13 protein-coding genes are annotated in these 18,262 nt (G+C 35.1%); 5 read left to right on the forward strand and 8 right to left on the reverse strand.

The window, feature by feature from the left end; all coding sequences use genetic code 11:
- Positions 1-11 precede the first annotated feature (11 nt).
- Both csaB and ACUN28_RS24985 read right to left on the reverse strand, forming a co-directional pair.
- A complete protein-coding gene (csaB, locus tag ACUN28_RS24980; protein ID WP_016089140.1) occupies positions 12-1,100 on the reverse strand; it encodes a polysaccharide pyruvyl transferase CsaB in 1,089 nt (362 codons plus the stop codon).
- Positions 1,101-1,230: 130 nt separating this feature from the next.
- Positions 1,231-2,751 carry a putative polysaccharide biosynthesis protein gene (locus tag ACUN28_RS24985; protein WP_016089141.1) on the reverse strand — a complete coding sequence of 507 codons (1,521 nt, stop codon included), beginning with the start codon at positions 2,749-2,751 and terminating at the stop codon, positions 1,231-1,233.
- Positions 2,752-3,001: 250 nt separating this feature from the next.
- On the opposite strand from ACUN28_RS24985, the gene secA2 reads away from it, so the two are divergent.
- Together secA2 and ACUN28_RS24995 are read left to right on the forward strand one after the other, a co-directional pair.
- Positions 3,002-5,365 carry an accessory Sec system translocase SecA2 gene (secA2, locus tag ACUN28_RS24990; protein ID WP_016089142.1) on the forward strand — a complete coding sequence of 788 codons (2,364 nt, stop codon included), beginning with the start codon at positions 3,002-3,004 and terminating at the stop codon, positions 5,363-5,365.
- A 13-nt stretch (positions 5,366-5,378) separates the two neighbouring features.
- Positions 5,379-6,257, forward strand: coding sequence for an accessory Sec system S-layer assembly protein (locus ACUN28_RS24995; RefSeq protein WP_016089143.1), 879 nt, complete (start codon positions 5,379-5,381; stop codon positions 6,255-6,257).
- 92 nt (positions 6,258-6,349) lie between these two features.
- Here ACUN28_RS24995 and ACUN28_RS25000 read toward each other — a convergent pair whose 3' ends face one another.
- Positions 6,350-6,709, reverse strand: coding sequence for a hypothetical protein (locus ACUN28_RS25000; protein ID WP_016089144.1), 360 nt, complete (start codon positions 6,707-6,709; stop codon positions 6,350-6,352).
- 218 nt (positions 6,710-6,927) lie between these two features.
- The gene (locus ACUN28_RS25005) at positions 6,928-8,406 is read right to left on the reverse strand and encodes a SulP family inorganic anion transporter (protein WP_016136542.1); all 1,479 of its coding nucleotides are present in this window, start codon (positions 8,404-8,406) and stop codon (positions 6,928-6,930) included.
- A gap of 336 nt (positions 8,407-8,742) precedes the next feature.
- Between ACUN28_RS25005 and ACUN28_RS25010 the strand changes: the two genes are divergently transcribed.
- Positions 8,743-9,207 carry a hypothetical protein gene (locus ACUN28_RS25010; RefSeq protein WP_016089146.1) on the forward strand — a complete coding sequence of 155 codons (465 nt, stop codon included), beginning with the start codon at positions 8,743-8,745 and terminating at the stop codon, positions 9,205-9,207.
- A 124-nt stretch (positions 9,208-9,331) separates the two neighbouring features.
- Here ACUN28_RS25010 and ACUN28_RS25015 read toward each other — a convergent pair whose 3' ends face one another.
- Positions 9,332-10,150 (reverse strand): MerR family transcriptional regulator, encoded by an 819-nt coding sequence (locus ACUN28_RS25015; protein ID WP_033660127.1) that lies wholly within the window; start codon positions 10,148-10,150, stop codon positions 9,332-9,334.
- A gap of 110 nt (positions 10,151-10,260) precedes the next feature.
- Between ACUN28_RS25015 and ACUN28_RS25020 the strand changes: the two genes are divergently transcribed.
- Positions 10,261-10,893, forward strand: coding sequence for a GNAT family N-acetyltransferase (locus tag ACUN28_RS25020; protein WP_016136540.1), 633 nt, complete (start codon positions 10,261-10,263; stop codon positions 10,891-10,893).
- A 137-nt stretch (positions 10,894-11,030) separates the two neighbouring features.
- Positions 11,031-11,636 carry a DedA family protein gene (locus ACUN28_RS25025; protein ID WP_016089149.1) on the forward strand — a complete coding sequence of 202 codons (606 nt, stop codon included), beginning with the start codon at positions 11,031-11,033 and terminating at the stop codon, positions 11,634-11,636.
- 103 nt (positions 11,637-11,739) lie between these two features.
- On the opposite strand, the gene ACUN28_RS25030 is transcribed toward ACUN28_RS25025, so the two are convergent.
- From ACUN28_RS25030 to ACUN28_RS25040, 3 genes are all read right to left on the reverse strand, one after another.
- On the reverse strand, positions 11,740-14,367 hold the full coding sequence (locus tag ACUN28_RS25030; protein WP_116329221.1) for a Cna B-type domain-containing protein: 2,628 nt from the start codon (positions 14,365-14,367) through the stop codon (positions 11,740-11,742).
- Positions 14,368-14,890: 523 nt separating this feature from the next.
- The gene (locus ACUN28_RS25035) at positions 14,891-16,447 is read right to left on the reverse strand and encodes a fatty acid--CoA ligase (RefSeq protein ID WP_016136537.1); all 1,557 of its coding nucleotides are present in this window, start codon (positions 16,445-16,447) and stop codon (positions 14,891-14,893) included.
- Between the two features lie 253 nt (positions 16,448-16,700).
- Positions 16,701-18,191 carry a coproporphyrinogen III oxidase gene (locus ACUN28_RS25040; protein ID WP_016136536.1) on the reverse strand — a complete coding sequence of 497 codons (1,491 nt, stop codon included), beginning with the start codon at positions 18,189-18,191 and terminating at the stop codon, positions 16,701-16,703.
- Positions 18,192-18,262 lie beyond the last annotated feature (71 nt).

Raw genomic sequence — 18,262 nt, forward strand, 5'->3', positions numbered from 1 at the left:
AAAAAAACACTCTACTTTTTCTGTAGAGTGTTTTTTTCTATATGATAAATAATTTTCTTAGCCGCTTGTTCTCCTTGCAGTTGCAGCTCATCTACTCTTCTTTGCAGAGATTGCTGTATCTCTTCATGCTGCGTCACTTGCTTCTTCGCAATTTTATATAAATCGTCTGCACTCCAGTCTCCATCCACACTCCCTATAACCGGTTGATTCACTTGTCTTAAAAATGAATCGATTTTTGGATCGTATGAAATTCCAACCATCGGTGTTTTCGCGACAGCCGAAAAAATAAGAGCGTGAAGACGCATACCAATTAAAAGGGTACATTCTGATAAAATAGATATTTTCTCATCAATATCCATTTTATATGGAAGCATATACGTCTCTTCTCCCATTAAATCCACTACGTCACGCGAAGCATTTTGATCAAACGGACCATGCATCGGGACGAATAAAATTTGGTACCCTTCTTGCTTTAATTTTTTTAAAGCAATCGCTAACTTTTTTATATAATCTTCTTTTGCATTCCAGTGACGCACACTCACTGCAATTATTTTCCCATGCAGAGCATGTTTTTGTAGCCAATCTGATTGTTTTTTTTGTTTCCATGTTAAAACTGGATCTGGAACAAGTTCAATATCCCTTTTCATGCCAAGTTCTTTTAAGTATAAAAATGAATCCTCATCGCGAACTGATATATATGCAGCTTTCGACAAATGCCATTTCACTAATAGTCGATTATGCCTTTTTGTAATCGGACCTATTCCTTGTGAATAAATGTAATACGGTTTTTTTAACATACGAGCAAACCCCATAATACCCGTATAGTATAAAATACTTTTTATACTCGTTTTATCTTGGAGGAGGCTCCCTCCGCCACTAATAAGCCCGTCACTTGTTTTTATTGCATCATAAACCGATTTGATACTCCAACGATCCACCGCTTCTACTCCGTACATTTTCCTTGTATAGTCAGGATCATTTGACAGCACAACGAGTTCAATATTCGGATTCTCTTTATGTAACGATTCAATAATCGATTGTAGAATAGCTTCGTCTCCAACGTTATAAAAACCATAATATCCTGATAAAACTAACCGCACTCTTAATCTCCTCCAACATTTGGTAACCAATCGTTTCACATGTCATAACTGGCACCAACTCCTTACCTAAAAAAGCATCATCACAATAAACCCGTCCGAATTCCAATCCTTACATTTCGTAGTTCTATATTTATTTTTTCAAAAATGGTATTTGTTTTTTTGATATCCAGTTTAATCTCAAAGCACATACCGCATACAAAATTATTGCAATAGCAAGTGCTACGCCACTATATAATAACGCAATCATTCTTGAAGATGTAACATCTATCATAGTAGATAGTTCATATAGTCCTAATCCTAAAATACAAGATACACCTATTACAATAAAAAATCTCCCTATATGAACAGAATAGGAAAGATATTTTCGAATGTACAGATGATTTATGATACAGATTAACACATATATAATCAATGTACTATACGCCGCACCATCTATGCCAAACTTTTTTGTTAATACTATGTTTAAGAAACATTTCACAAAACTTGCGCCAATAACAATCCACGCAGCTTGGGCAGAGCGGTTAATTCCTTGTAAAACTCCTATTGATAATACCATAACTGATGTGAAATACGAACTACCAATCATAACAGCTAACATACTGCTTCCTTTCGCATCTGTAAACAATCCCACATTTAACGGAACCGTTAATGCCATTAACCATATCGTTAATGGCGCTGTTAACACATGCATAAGTGAGTTCGTATTTTGAACTGTCGCTTTTGCTAAATTCATATCTTTTTTTGCTAGTGCAGACGTTAATAATGGTATTAATGGAAATACAATTGCACTGGCGAAAACAACAATTAATTGTGTAAATGCCGAACCGCGGCTATATATACCAAATTGCGCTTGAATTTCGGCCGACGATCCTTGCAGCACGTGCGGCACTGTTAGCGAATCCACCAAATTTAAAAGCGGCATGGATAAAGCTCCAATAGCAATCGGAATAGATACTTGCAATATTTTCTTTCCATCTTTTTTCAAATCTTGTAGTGAATACGAGTTGCTCTTATATTGATATGAACTTTTATTGTATGTCATACGTAAATATATAAGCGAACTTATTACCCCAAGAAAAGATCCAACCATTGCCCCACTAGTAATGATAGCACTACTTTTATTCCAATATACTAATATATAAGCGATGATTAACATAAAAAATACTCGTACAAATTGCTCAATGACTTGTGATATCCCCGTCGGTTTCATATCACCGAATCCTTGAAAATACCCACGATAAACCGCCATATATGGTGCAACGAGTAACGCTAATGACGTAACCAGTAAGGGCGCCCTCGTTTCTTGTCCACCAAGCATACTTGCAATTTCAGTAGAAAATAACACGATTACTAAACACCCGAATATTCCAAATGCTATCCCTATAATCGATGCTGATTTAAATAATTTCGCAATTTCTTTATGCTTATTTTTTTCATTCAATTCTGCAATCAATTTTGAAATTGCCAATGGGACACCAGCTACTGATAAGGTAAGGGCAATCATATATACAGGAAACACGAGGCGAAAAATACCAAGCACTTCATCTCCTGCAATATTTTGTAACGGAATTTGAAAGAAACTTCCAAGCAATTTCGACAAAAAAGTTGTAATTGTTAAAATTGCTGCACCTTTTACAAACTTCTTATTCATGTTCCTTCTCTTTTCTTTTATACATATATTCTCAAACGAATTATTACTAAATATAGAGACTGCTTTTATCTCATTAAATTATCATACCAAATTTCTTATATATTGAATACTTTCTTTTTTATAGCAAAATGAAAGTATTCTTACTCAAAAAACGAGTTCACTCAAACTTCCTACCACTTTCCATTTCTACTTTTTTCTAGTATAACTATACTATAATGTATCTATTGTCAGTAAGAGGAGTGTTACAAGAATGCTGAATTCGGTCAAGAAGTTGTTGGGAGATTCACAAAAAAGAAAGATTAAAAATTATGAACAACTTGTGAATGATATTAATCAATTAGAATCTGTAATGGAAACATTATCAGATGATGAATTACGCCAAAAAACTGGCACTTTCCGAAACATGTTACAAAATGGAAAAACAGTTGACGATATAAAAGTAGAAGCATTTGCTGTCGTTCGAGAGGCGGCAAAACGAGTACTTGGTCTTCGTCACTACGACGTTCAGTTAATCGGTGGCCTTGTGTTACTAGAAGGAAACATCGCTGAAATGCCTACAGGAGAAGGAAAAACTCTCGTTTCTTCTTTACCTACTTACGTACGTGCTCTTGAGAAAAAAGGCGTTCACGTTATTACAGTAAATGATTATTTAGCAAAGCGTGATAAGGAATTGATTGGACAAGTTCATGAATTTCTTGGATTAACAGTTGGATTAAATATGGCACAAATGGAATCTATCGATAAAAAACGCGCTTATGAAGCTGATATTACATACGGAATTGGTACTGAGTTTGGTTTCGATTATCTTCGTGATAACATGGCATCATCTAAGGCGCAACAAGTACAGCGCCCCTATCACTTTGCAATTATAGATGAGATTGACAGTGTTTTAATTGATGAGGCTAAAACTCCACTTATTATCGCTGGGAAAAAGTCAAGCAGTTCCGATTTCCACCATTTATGTGCAAAAGTAATGAAATCATTCCAAGACACTTTGCACTACACTTATGATGCGGAAACAAAAGCATGTAATTTTACAGAAGATGGAATTACAAAAATTGAAGAGTTATTTGATATCGATAACTTATATGATCTAGAGCACCAAACTTTATATCATTATATGATTCAAGCATTACGTGCACACGTAGCTTTCCAACTAGACGTTGATTATATTGTCGAAGACGAAAAAATTATGCTTGTTGATATTTTCACAGGACGTATTATGGATGGCCGCTCTTTAAGTGACGGATTGCATCAGGCACTTGAAGCGAAAGAAGGCTTACCGATTACAGATGAGAATCAAACGCAAGCATCTATTACTATTCAAAACTTCTTCCGCATGTATCCAGCCTTATCTGGTATGACAGGTACAGCAAAAACAGAGGAAAAAGAATTTAACCGCGTATACAATATGGAAGTTATCTCAATTCCAACGAATCGTCCTATACTTCGTGAAGATAAAAAAGACGTCGTATATGTAACAGCCGACGCTAAATATAAAGCTGTCTGTGCAGAAGTAATAAATATACATAAAAAAGAACGTCCTATTTTAATTGGTACGATGTCCATCCTTCAATCTGAAACAGTTGCACGTTATTTAGATGAAGCTAATTTAACTTATCAACTATTAAATGCCAAAAGCGCTGAGCAAGAAGCTGATTTAATTGCATTAGCTGGGAAAAAAGGAAAAATTACAATTGCTACAAACATGGCCGGACGCGGAACAGATATTTTATTAGAAAAAGGCGTCCATGAGCTTGGCGGTTTACATGTAATCGGAACAGAAAGACATGAATCTCGCCGCGTTGATAATCAATTAAAAGGGCGAGCTGGTCGACAAGGTGACCCTGGAAGTTCTCAATTCTTCCTTTCATTAGAAGATGAAATGATGCAACGCTACGCAGGTGAAGATATAGAGAAGCTAAAAAAACCACTTAAAACTGATGAAAACGGTTTAATTTTAAACACTAAAATTTATGATTTAATTAACCGTACACAATTAATTTGTGAGGGTAGTCATTTTTCAATGCGTGAATACAACTTGAAATTAGATGATGTCATAAACGACCAACGAAATGTAGTTTATAAACTTCGTAATAACCTTTTAAACGAAGAAGTAAATATGATAGAGATTGTCATTCCAATGATCAAAAATACACTAACTGTTATTGCTAAAGATCATTTATTAGAAGGCATGCTTCCTGAAGAATGGGATTTCACTAGACTAGTAGAAGATTTAAAAGAAGTTTTATCTACCGAAGAAATTCCAGCATTATCTGCTAATAACGTTCATTCTGCTGAGGACTTACAAGAACTATTAAAAGATACTCTTACAAGTTATATAGAGCGTGTTAACGACTTAGAAAGTAATGAAGATGCACAAGAAGTATTACGTCAAATTAGCTTGCACTTCCTTGATTCTGGTTGGACAAACCATTTAAGTGCAATGCAGCATTTAAAAGAAGGTATTGGCTTAAGACAATACCAACAAGAGGACCCAGCACGCCTTTATCAAAAAGAAGGTTTTGAAATCTTTTTACACACATTTAGCCATTTTGAAAAAGAGGTTGCTTTATATTTAGCAAGATATATAACTGTCCCACAAAATATATAATGAGGTGAATTGCATGCTATCATTTTTAAAGAAGGCAAGAAAAAAAGGTAGAGACTCTGTAATTTCGAGTTCTCAATTATTAGGAAGCGAAGAAAACAGCAATAATACAAAAAACGTAAAACCTAACTTATACTTCCATCCTTCTTGGAATGAGGTTTCACAAGAACAGAAGTATATTTATCAATTTTTACATAAATCTTTGCCTACCTTACAAGAAAATCAAATTTCGCTAGCCGGAATTGAAAGTAAAAAACATGAAAATGCTTATTATATTACTACATTCATTCGTAGTAGTGTAAAGCATCCAATTCAATTTGAAACTCTTACTCTATCTTTATTAAATAAAAATGGAGAAACATGTGCACGCCAAGCATTTGATTTATCACACTTAGAAGAAATCCCATCAAATGTAAATATGCCTTGGACTTTCGTCTTTGAAGAAAATTCAATTACGGAAGCAACCCTATCACCTGAAGACTGGCAACTAGTATTTGAATTAAAAGGAAAACATTCATTAGATTTAGATCCTATATGGCAAGAAAAGCTACCTGAAAGTGCAATAATGAAATTACAAGAAATTGTTGCTAACTTAAATCCACCTGCAGAAGATGAAATTAACTTCCGAGGGCTAAACGCAGTTGTAGAAGAAAACGGAGATTTGAACGCAACTATTTTAATTCGTAATGGCTATAATCAAAATATAACCCTTGAGCAACTTCCATTGCATATTTCAGATCGCTCTGAATCTACCGTTGCGGAAAAAACATTTGCATTAAAAGATTTTCAAATTAAGGCCAATTCTACGAAGCCTTGGACCTTTACATTCCCTGCTGATTCAGTATCAAAAGAACCAATCGATTTATCTAAGTGGAAAGCGTTTATCCCGCAATAACCTTCATTACTCGCTAAGTGAGTAATCAAAAACACGTCGTATTCTTTTATGAATACGACGTGTTTTCCTATGTAAACTATTATGTAATTCAATTAAATGCGTTCAATATAATACGCTGCTTTCAACTTACAAAAATCATCTATATTGTTTACTTCATGATCTTTTAAAATTTTCAATTGCTCTTCAGTCGGCTCTTCATTAATAAGCTCGTTAATTTTTTCATTCACTTTTACTGCTAACGCTTGATGGAAATCTGGATGTTCTTTCAACTTGTCATCTACTTTATTAATCCAAGTTGATTTTGTATATAAATATTGTTTCCACTGTTCAACAAATTGTTGTATGTCAAACTTTTCTTCGTTCCATTCAATTTCCTTCATATACTTCTCAAAAGAAGCAACAATTGAACGTGTAATCCCGACTTTTACTCCATGTGGTAACTGTTTGTACATCAAATATTCCCTCCAGCTTAAAGCGATTTCTTTTCAGCGTAAAGAAATCTTAAAATTCTTACACTTATTACGATAGCATACTGCTAATCTAAAATGTTACTATACTGCTAAGTGTGGCAATTGTCAACAGACGTATAACATCCAGATATTCAAATTCAATACATACATATGCGAATAATCAGAAACCCTCACACTTTATCACGTGAGGGTTCTTATCTCTAACTTATTTTGGCCTTTAAGAATTGTAATTGTTCCCTTTGCTCATCACTTGCCATCGTCACGATTATTTGTTCAATACTCGGATGCAATTGTTCAAGTGTCACACTCGCACCTACTTTACCCGACTGCTCAACAAAGTTTAACAATGCCATAGCTCCTGATACATCCATATAATGCACATCTTTCATACGTAAAACGACCGGAGACTTTACGTCTTGTAGAGTATAAAAAACACGATCCACTGTTAGGAATGAAAGTGGGCCTTTAATTTTATACGTCGCTTCCTTTTCTTTTACAATAGAAGCTTTACGTTCTTTACATTTCACCATGTATATAATGAACGAAAGAATAATACCGAACGCAACAGCGATCATTAAATCAAACTTCACTGTGACAACCATCGTTACGAGCATAACAATGACATCACCTTTTGGTGCTACATGCATTTTCTTCATACTTTCCCAATCAAACATGCCAATACCAGTTAAAATTAAAATACCTGATAATACAGCAAGTGGAATGTATTGTACGACTGATCCAAGTCCCATAATGAAAATAAATAATATAATACTATGCATACTTGCTGAAAGCGCCGTTTTACCACCACTTCTTATATTAACGATAGACCGTACAGTCGCTCCTGCCCCTGCTAATCCGCCAAACAATCCGCTCACCATATTACCAATACCTTGTCCGACCAGTTCTTTATTACTTTTATGACGTGTACCCGTCACATTATCCATTACGACCGATGTTAACAACGAGTCAATCGATCCTAATAAAGCAATACTAAGCGCTGGTAAAATAAGTTCTACGATGCCTGTTCCACTTAAAGATGGAATATGAAGCGTCGGCATTGCTTCTGGAATCGTTCCAATCTTTTCAATCACCTTATTTAATGACAGGTTTCCGATAACCGGTAACTTCACTGTAAGCCCCTCTAACGCCGAAGAAAATAAAGGAAGCATAGCTGTCACACCAACTAATGCAACTAAACTAGATGGAATGGCCTTAATCCACTTTCCAGAAACAATCATCACAATAATCGTTAATACTACGAGTAGAAAACTATTTTGCACATGCTTTATTTCACCTAAAATAATAATTAATGCGATACCGTTCATAAATCCGGAAACGACCGGATATGGAATGTACCTCACGTAAGAGCCAAGCTTACATACCCCGAATAAAATTTGGAACAGTCCGGCCATCATGAAGGCTATAAAACTCGCCTCTAATCCGTGCGTCGCAATAACTCCTGTTGCGATAACCGTAATCGGCCCCGTTGGCCCGGTAACCTGACCCGGTGTACCACCAAACAACGCCGCAAATAAACCTGCAAAAATCGCACCATACAATCCGACTAATGCTCCCTCAGACGTTCCCGTTGCAGCAATACCAAATGCAATGGCCAGTGGCAACGCAACGATCGCAACCGTAAAACCTGCTAAACATTCCTTTGCTATTTTTTGAAACATAAAAAAACCACCTTCGTATAAAGTGAAACTTTAATCAGTGGAGTTTTGTTCCTCCCCACTAATTATTAGTTGAGCCAATCGGGCTTTTACAGGCAGTTGATCTCCCACCTAAATTCCTCGCATTCACCGAAATTTGAGGTGGGAGTTTTACTGCCCGTTAATGCGGGATAAAGTCCATTTTCCATTGTACACCTAAAAAGATACATTCGTTAGTCCACTTTTTACAGTATCGTGACGTAAACGCATTCAATTTCAAGCTACCCCCCATCTTTGGAAACCATTATAACTATGCTATAATAGATAAATTAAATCTTTTATTATATATTTGGAGGCACTATGCTAACTTTTGAAGAAAAATTATCGATTATTGAATCTTTCCCTGAATTAGAAAGAAAAAACGTATCATTAAAACGCGTGAACTTTCACTTTGAAGAAAGTCGTTTAGATAAAAAGAACGTTGTTTATCACTTACATCCAAATGGAAACGGCTTTGTATATGCAAGTGGTATTAAAGGTTACAAAACGGATGATAAAGGTATGGTTAACATCCGCGAATTTTCAGCAGATGAATTACGCTCAGTAATCGAGCAATCAATTGAATTACTTTCACAAGAAGAAATAGTCATTCCTGCAGAACCTGCGAAAGAAGAAGAATGGCATAACGAAGACGGTCATATCCTTACTCTTATCTCAGAAGATGATATGTGGAACGTGTACGCTGGTGTAAACTTAGACGGTACATTCAACTCTTATCCAGAAGCTGCGGAATACCTTGATGAAGAAGGATTTTCACGTAAATAATACGATCCAATGAAGCCATCCCATTTTTGGGGATGGCCTCTCTTATTAATAAGTAGGCAACCCAGTTAAGTCGATGTATTTAGAGTTAGGCTTTTTGGATAGTCCCACTCCTAAATTTATGGCATCAAAATTTCTTATTTTCACTATCCCCTATAAAAATTTGAATTTGACAACTGTATGTCTCCGTATTAAAAATATCACTAACTAACTCCACTTCAATAAAACTCTCTACTTCTATATTAGTTTCTTTTATATATTTAATCATAGTATTTCTACGTTCCTCTTCATTCTCTTTACTATACGCTAACGTTATATATTTCCCGCCTGGTAATACTTTTATATTTTGCATCTCTTCCATATGTACATCATCTCGTATTTTATTAAAAACATACTTCGGTTCTACATTCCAATTTTCATTTACATTGTAGAGAATCCCCATCTCCATTGCCATTTTCTCTTCATAATCTTGCACGATTTTCTCTAAATCGGAATAATACAGTAACTCCTGTAAACTCCCTACTTCTTTACAAGGCGCAACAACTACATAACGCTGTTCAAAAAATTCAATAGAGATTTCATCATTCTTTAATATTTCCTGTGAACTCACTACTTTCGTATGTAAGTCATCAATCGTTTCCATTACCTCTTCCATTTTCTTCATATGCTCTTCCGCTTCTTCTCTTTTCACTTGTAAAAATCGCAGCAATTTATCCGTATTACATTCCTTAAAAATCTCTTGGAGCTCTACTATGCTGGTGTTCAACTCTCTACAGCTTTTTATAATATCAATGTGAATAAATTGATCTATAGAATAATATCTATACCCCGTTGATTCATCAACATGTTTTGGAATAAGAATCCCCATCTTATGATAGTATCTTAGCGCTTTTATCGTAATATCCTTTATTTTTGCAACTTCTCCAATAGAAAATAATTTTTTCATTTGCATCTCTTCCCTTATATTTTTTTCGTATGCAACCATTGACTCTCCCCTAAGAGGAGACCTTACTATTTATAATAAGTCATTTACATTGATAAAGGGAGTATACAATTATGAACACAGTAAAATATAGAAATCTTGTTAAAGAAGACTATGAGTCTATAAAACATTTAATTGGTGAAGCATTTGGGTTTAACAAATTCATTGCCGATAAAAAATTTTTAAACTCAATATTAAACTTTTATCTACACAGTTGTATTTTAGAAAGTTCCTTCAGTAAAGTAGCTGAAAAAGATAATAAAGTGATCGGTGTCATTTTAGGTGATTCTGAAAAAGATAAAAACCGTTTAAAGAGATTCCATAATACCGTTAGCTTTGCCTTTCATACGCTAAAGCTATTCATAACGAATAAAGAGAATAGAGAATTTTTAAAAGCATTTATACAAGTACAAAAAACCTATAAAGAACTCATTCAAGGAAAAGAAGATCAATTTCAAGGCTGTATACAATTATTTATCGTATCCGAAGAATCGAGAGGTCTTGGAGTTGGGAAGTCTTTACTAAGTCATTTATTCCAATACATGAAAAAAGAAGATGTAACATCTTTATATTTATATACAGATAATGAATGCAACTATGAATTTTATGACAGACAAAACTTCCAGCGCATACAAGAAAAAGCAGTTAATTTTGGACCAAAAGAAGAAGATTTCAACGTATTTTTGTACCGCTATAACTTTAACTAATCGTAATATGTACACTTCAGCGCTCTTTGCTAATTAGCAAAGAGCTATATTAAGTATGGTCAAATAAAAAAACTTCCGCTATTATTCGTTCAAGTCAATTCAAATAGAGGGAACTCACTTTAAAAGGAGCGCACAACATGGAATGGATTCACGAGTTATTTCAGCAATATGGATATTATGTATTACTTGTCGGTTTACTTTTAGAATATATTGCGCTTCCGTTTCCAGGAGAGCCTACATTAGCCTATGCAGGATTTTTATCACACCAAGGTGATTTGAACCTACCAATTTTAATTATGTTATCTTTTATTGGGACAAGTGTAGGTATGACATTCCAATACTTTTTAGGAAATAAACTAGGCATGCCCTTCATTCAAAAGTACGGAAAATATGTATTTTTAACACAAAAAAAAATTGATATGACAAAAATATGGTTCGATACATACGGCTACTTTCTAATCTTTATCGCCTTTTTCATCCCAGGCGTCCGTCATTTCACAGGATACTTTGCAGGAATTATTAACTTACCATTTCGCCGTTTTGCGATGACAATTTATTCAGGGGCTCTATTTTGGGTATCATTCTTCTTGATCGGCGGTTATTGGTTAGGTGAAAATTTAGAAGAGATCTTCCAAATACTTGGACAACACATATGGAAAATTCTCTTCGGTATGATTATCATTACACTAATCACCCGATTTCGTAAAAATATAAAGCATATGATTTTAAAACTTATCAATTAAAACAATAAAATTCAGCTTAACTACGTACGAAAATAAAAAAGCGAAGACTATAGTCTCCGCTTTTTTTACACACATTTTGTTTCCGAACAAACTCTCATGTTCATTAGTTTTTCTGACGTCTAAACAACATCGCTCCGAAAAGTAATAAGAACATACCTGCCATAACAGAAGTAGCTTCTGTTGATACTCCACCTGTTTGAGGAAGAAGTTTTGTTTTCTTATTATTTTCTTCACTTGATGATACCTCAGACTTATTTTGTTCTTTACTGTGTACCTCTTGCTTGTTTTGTACTTCTACTTTTTCTTGTACACTTTGTTTGTTTAATACTTCTGGGTTTTCCTCTTTTAACTCTTCTGTTGTTTCTTCTTTAGTTTGTTCTTCTTTCGGTGTTACTAAAATTTCCGGCTTCTCCGTAACTTCTGGCTTCTCTAACTCTTTTTGCTCTTCTGTCACCTTTGGTGTTTCCGATTTTTCTTCTTTTATCTCTTCTGTTGTTTCTTCTTTAACTTTTTCTTCTTCTGGTGTTACATGAATTTCCGGCTTCTCCGTAACTTCTGGCTTCTCTAACTCTTTTTGCTCTTCTGTCACCTTTGGCGTTTCCGGTTTTTCTTCTTTTATTTCTTCTGTTGTTTCTTCTTCAACTTGTTCTTCTTCTGGTGTTACATGAATTTCCGGCTTCTCCGTAACTTCTGGCTTCTCTAACTCTTTCGGCTCTTCTGTCACCTTTGGTGTTTCCGGCTTTTCTTCTTTTATTTCTTCTGTTGTTTCTTCTTCAACTTGTTCTTCTTCTGGTGTTACATGAATTTCCGGCTTCTCCGTAACTTCTGGCTTCTCTAACTCTTTCGGCTCTTCTGTTACCTTTGGTGTTTCCGGTTTTTCTTCTTTTATCTCTTCTGTTGTTTCTTCTTCAACTTGTTCTTCTTCTGGTGTTACATGAATTTCCGGCTTCTCCGTAACTTCTGGCTTCTCTAACTCTTTTTGCTCTTCTGTTACTTTTGGTGTTTCCGGCTTTTCTTCTTTTATCTCTTCTGTTGTTTCTTCTTTAGTTTGTTCTTCTTCTGGTGTTACATGAATTTCCGGCTTCTCCGTAACTTCTGGCTTCTCTAACTCTTTTTGCTCTTCTGTTACTTTTGGTGCTTCTGGGTTAGTTGGAGCTTCCAGTTCTTCTATTGATTCTTCTTTACCTTGTTCTTCCACTTCTGTTACTTCGTGGATTTTTATATTTGTAATATCATATCCGTTAACTTTCGATTGATATCCTGATACTGGTTGTTCTTTCACTTCATACGTATGAGCTTTTCCTTCACTATCAACTGCTGGTAACTTTCCAAACTCATATTTCCAACCATTTTCTGCCGTAACTTCTTTCGTTGTAATGACTTTACCGTTTTGCAGTAAATCTACTTTAATCGTTTTTGGGCGATCGTTTACTTTATCGCCTTCCCACGTTTTCGTTCCCGTAACTGATGTAGTTTTTAACTTATTTGGAACCATAAGTTTTATTCCCTGTACATCATCCTTCTTAATTGTAAAAGGAATCTTTGCTTTTGGATCAAACTCTACGTAATTCGGAGCAAAAATTTCTTGCACGTAATAATTACCTGGAGTAAGGTTTGGTGCTTCAACTACTCCATCTTTATTTGTTGTATAAGAATCACCAATTTGCTGACCTGATTCTTTATACAATTTAAAAGAAACACCTGGAATAACTTTTCCTTCGTTTCCTTCAATATGTTTCACAATTTGCAGCGTTCCTTTCGCAGGTAAATCCCCCTCAGCTCCGCCGCCAAACGATATATTTTCAACCTTTACATTATTAGATTCAGAAATAGGCTTTTCATATAAAATTTGATAATCAAGTTTATAGTCATTCTGTAAATATTTTAATTTTTTCCCGCTATCAGTAATAGTTGACGTGTAGAAAACCGTAAAGGAATTAGCGCTCCCCATATGTCTATAAACTACAACTTCAAATGAGTTATCGCTAGTAAACTTAATATATCCATAACCTCGCTTTTGAAATTGCTCAAGAGAAAAATATTCTCTATTATTAATAGTTATCTTAAAACTATCTTTATTAAGCATTTGTCCTTCTTGTAAAGTATCTTTCAAAATGATGTTGTCATGTAAATGTTGTTTCTTTAAATTTATATTTAAAAACCAACGTACTTCATTACTTTTGTCTGGCTGAATATCACCAGACTTATAGAAAAAGATTCCCGGTTCTGTACCTTCGCCTTTTGGATGCGTAATACTTACCGTTTGCTTTTCTAAACTTGTTCCTAAATTCGTTTGTACATCTTTCGTTTTTCCTGCTTCTACATTCGTACCTTGAACAGCAAAATTAAAATTCCCTCGAATATTTTGGAGCTGTTCCACTGTATCATTAAATGTACAAACTACATTATTTGTATTAATCTGGCACGTACCAAAAACGCGTCCTGATTCATCTTTTAATGCGATAGTTCCACTATAGCCCTTTAATTCTGGAGGTAGTGTTAACGTTAATGTATCCCCAGACTTCATCTTCTTTCCAGGCTTTTCACTAAAGTTTACATGTATGCTAGTCTTTTCCCCATAATTTAATTTCGTCTTTTCAAATGCAAAACTATCAACAAATCCAGTTGTGTTTAATTCTTGTGCATGACCTACGATAGGTGTAAAAACTTGTCCAATGATAACAGTAAAAATAAAACAAATTACAGATATTCTTTTTAAATATGTACTCATAAACCCTCCATCTTTGATTACTTCATTCTTCTACCCTAAACCACACTTTAAAATAAAGATTATTTGCAGCATCAAACTATCTTTCTTATCTTTTGGGCAGCCAACAATAAATATTAGTCCTTATAAAAGTGCATTACAAGACTGTTCATCCACTATTTATTTTGTTACTATTATAGTAGTAACTTTTTTTTGAAATAAATGACCATTTTATTCATAAGGTCATCTGATGATTAACTATCTTTATCCCTCGAATATACTCCTCCAATACCTTTATTCCACTCACACTAAAATTATTATTTCAACATCTATAAAATCCACCTGAGCAATTTACTAAACCTTTATTTAAAGCGGTATACATGCATTTACAATCAAAGTGTAATGCTACAAAAAATATTTTATATAATAATAAAAGAGGATTTAAATAGAAGATATATACCATTTCTTCAATCGTTTTCAAAAAAATAAAGCTATCTTTTCTTATTAAAAAAGATAGCTTTATCTGTATAGACGACTGCTCTACTCCCTATTGTTTCGCACCCTTCAACGACTCTCTCAGCACAAATTTTTGTAATTTCCCACTCGCATTACGAGGAAGTTCATCCACAAATAAATAATGACGCGGACGTTTATAGTCTGCTAATTCATCACTTTCTTTACAATATGTTTCTAAATCACCTTCTGTAATCGTTTCATCCTTCTTTACAACGACAGCCACAACACGTTCTCCCCATAATTCATCTGGCTCTCCAAGCACTGCAACATCTAATACACCAGGATGACTATGAAGGAAATCTTCAATTTCACGTGGATAAATATTAACGCCACCACTAATTACCATATCATCCACACGATCTGCGACGAATAAATAGCCATCATTATCGAAGTAACCTAAATCACCAGAGTGATACCATCCTTTATACATCGATTTTGCATTTGCTTCTTCTCGGTTATGATAACCAGCCATCATAGTTGGGCCGCGCAAAATAATCTCCCCAACTTCATAAGGAGGCAATACGTCATCTGGCTCTGCTGGTGCATCATCGCTTGGTTTTACAATGCGAATTTCATGACTAAAGCATGGTGTTCCCGCTGAACCTGCTTTCGTCATTTGATCTTCTTCTACTAGAAACGCAACAACTGGTCCCATTTCTGTCATTCCGTAAATTTGTACAAGATCAATATAAAGACGTTCTTTACATTCCTTCACTAGTGCTGGAGCCATCGCTGCCCCACCATATACACCAATCTTCATCGAAGTTAAATCGTACTGCGTTAAATCTTTTTGCAGTAACATATTCCACATCGTCGGTGCTGCAAAAAACGTCGTAATCTTCTCTTCTTGAATCGTATGTAATACTCTATCCGTATCAAAGTGATGTAAAATAACATTCTTTCCGCCAACTTGAATGCGCGGAATAATCCCCGCATTTAACTCACCGCAGTGATATAAAGGCGCAACTACAAGCCCGGCGCTATTTCTATTATATTTTATGAAATACGTACAAATCATACTATGCTCAGCCATATCACGATGGCGATGCAGTACGCCTTTCGGATGACCAGTCGTACCACTCGTATAAAGCATAGAACAATAATCCATTTCATCGACTACAATATCTACTTTTTCAGCTGGTGCTTCATTTACTTTTTCATGGTAAGAACTAGCATAGGAAGGTGTATCATCTTCTACATACCAAAATGACGAATTTGGAAAATCTCGTTCAATAATAGCAACAGTTGATTCAACTGCTTTTTCAAAGACTACTACTTTCGAGGCTGCATCTTGGAGGATATACGATAATTCTTTTGCCTTTAAGCGGAAATTAACCGGGTTAAAGATCGCCCCAATTTTCGCACAGGCTAAGTAAACGTTTACAAATTCACGGCAATTATATAAGTAAACAGATACAGTATCTCCCTTTCTTACCCCTTCTTTCAATAGAGCTTGCGCCGTTTTATTTATTTGCTCATCCCACTGTTTATATGTCCAGCGAATATTTTTTTCAGGCTCTACTAACGCCTCTTTATTCGGATACTTAACAACTGCTAAATCAAAAATTCTCCCTATCGTCATGTACATGCCAACAATTTCCCCCTTTTCTCTTTCATAAATCTATCATTTCGTCCATAAGTAGACATTGTCCTCTAATGATTTGACTAATTTTTCTGATTATTATCGACATAGTTTTACAAACAGTGCCGCTTGGCGGTAAGTGAAATTATATCGACCGCAACTCAAATTATATCAGCGATTTTTCAAACATATCGACTTACCGACAAAAGCTAACAACATAAAAAAGAGGCTGTCCCAAATCGGAACAACCTCCTTCTTCTTATACAAATAGCTCTTCTAAAATTTTCAGTTTGTCTTCTGTATATTTTACGAAGCCATCGTTATATGATTTTGGATCTTTCGGATTTGCGAAGTGCGTAATTGCTCCCGTCTTCGGATGAACAAATTTACTTGATGCACCACAGCCAAGTCCGATAATCGATTGTACTTCTTCCATAATGACAATGTTGTAAATACTTTCTTGCGTCGGCATTGCATATCCAACGTTCTCTAAGTTACCTAAAATATTCTTTTGACGATATAGGTAATATGGTACGTAATTATGCTTTTGCGTCCACTCTTCTGCTTCGTGCATCATCGCTGTAATTTCTTCGCGACCTGCTACTTTATATTTACGTTTGTTTTGCGTCATTTCAGAAGCACGTTTAAATGATAACGTATGAACTGTTAATGATTCTGGCATTAACTTTTCTGTTTCATCTAACGTATGCTTAAAGATATCTAACCCTTCACCAGGAAGACCAATAATTAAATCCATATTAATATTGTTCATTCCCATTTCACGAGCTAAATGATACTTCTCAATTGTTTCTTCTACAGTATGATGACGTCCAATTGCTTTTAGTGTCTCTTGATGGTATGACTGCGGATTAATACTAATACGGTCAATGTTCCATTTATTTAACACTTCTAGCTTCGCTGGCGTAATTGTATCTGGGCGACCTGCCTCAACTGTTACTTCACGCACATTTTTCACATCTGGGAACGCTTCATACATTTCTTCATACAGCATATCCATCTCTTCTGCTGTAATACTTGTCGGTGTACCGCCGCCGTAATAAATCGTCGTAACTTTTACACCTTTTTCTTTTAAAAACTTACCAATTTCACGAACTTCATAATGTAAACCACCTAAGAACGAATCAACAGAGCCTTGACGTCCGTTAATTGCATACGCAGGGAATGTACAGTATGCACATTTCGTTGGGCAGAACGGAATACCGATATAAATACTTACTTCCTCTTTCAAACGGTATAAATCCGGAACAACCGCTAATTGGCAATCAACAATGCGCTGAAGAAGTTCAATTTTCTCTTCATGAATTAAATAACTTTCACGAAGTTCTTGGTGTGCTTCTTCTTTTGACATACCATTTTGAAGCATTTTATGAAGAAGTTTTGTCGGACGAACTCCCGTTAAAATGCCCCAGCTTTGTTCAAGACCAGTTAACTGCTGAAGAACAGAAAGATATACATAAGAAACAACGTGCTTCACTTGCTTCATACGCTCTTTTTCATCTGTGAAAGCAGATAAATCTTTTGCGAATGTTTCTTCATACACATTTCCAGTAGCAACATCTGTTAAACAAGCAGATGCTTTCACATTATCCTCAATGTGTATATCAACGATAAGATTTGCTTCCTCTTGTTCAAATCCAATCGTACTATCTTCAAAAAATAAGCCGCCAATATTTTGCAGCGGACGTAAAAAACGATCATCTTGTAACGTTTTAATTGAAATTAACAACATTATCACCTTTTCATTTGCAAACTCTCTTTAGTTTACTTGAAGGGCGTTTGCAGGTCAATACAGAAGCTTTT

This window comes from Bacillus sp. WC2507 (assembly GCF_052656125.1).

What these genes read in the sequence shown, in the direction of transcription:
- ACUN28_RS24985 (WP_016089141.1), bottom strand. Translation starts at nt 2,751, where the DNA reads ATGAATAAGAAGTTTGTAAAAGGTGCAGCAATTTTAACAATTACAACT.
- secA2 (WP_016089142.1), top strand. Translation starts at nt 3,002, where the DNA reads ATGCTGAATTCGGTCAAGAAGTTGTTGGGAGATTCACAAAAAAGAAAG.
- ACUN28_RS24995 (WP_016089143.1), top strand. Translation starts at nt 5,379, where the DNA reads ATGCTATCATTTTTAAAGAAGGCAAGAAAAAAAGGTAGAGACTCTGTA.
- ACUN28_RS25000 (WP_016089144.1), bottom strand. Translation starts at nt 6,709, where the DNA reads ATGTACAAACAGTTACCACATGGAGTAAAAGTCGGGATTACACGTTCA.
- ACUN28_RS25005 (WP_016136542.1), bottom strand. Translation starts at nt 8,406, where the DNA reads ATGTTTCAAAAAATAGCAAAGGAATGTTTAGCAGGTTTTACGGTTGCG.
- ACUN28_RS25010 (WP_016089146.1), top strand. Translation starts at nt 8,743, where the DNA reads ATGCTAACTTTTGAAGAAAAATTATCGATTATTGAATCTTTCCCTGAA.
- ACUN28_RS25015 (WP_033660127.1), bottom strand. Translation starts at nt 10,150, where the DNA reads ATGAAAAAATTATTTTCTATTGGAGAAGTTGCAAAAATAAAGGATATT.
- ACUN28_RS25020 (WP_016136540.1), top strand. Translation starts at nt 10,261, where the DNA reads ATGAACACAGTAAAATATAGAAATCTTGTTAAAGAAGACTATGAGTCT.
- ACUN28_RS25025 (WP_016089149.1), top strand. Translation starts at nt 11,031, where the DNA reads ATGGAATGGATTCACGAGTTATTTCAGCAATATGGATATTATGTATTA.
- ACUN28_RS25030 (WP_116329221.1), bottom strand. Translation starts at nt 14,367, where the DNA reads ATGAGTACATATTTAAAAAGAATATCTGTAATTTGTTTTATTTTTACT.
- ACUN28_RS25035 (WP_016136537.1), bottom strand. Translation starts at nt 16,447, where the DNA reads ATGTACATGACGATAGGGAGAATTTTTGATTTAGCAGTTGTTAAGTAT.
- ACUN28_RS25040 (WP_016136536.1), bottom strand. Translation starts at nt 18,191, where the DNA reads ATGTTGTTAATTTCAATTAAAACGTTACAAGATGATCGTTTTTTACGT.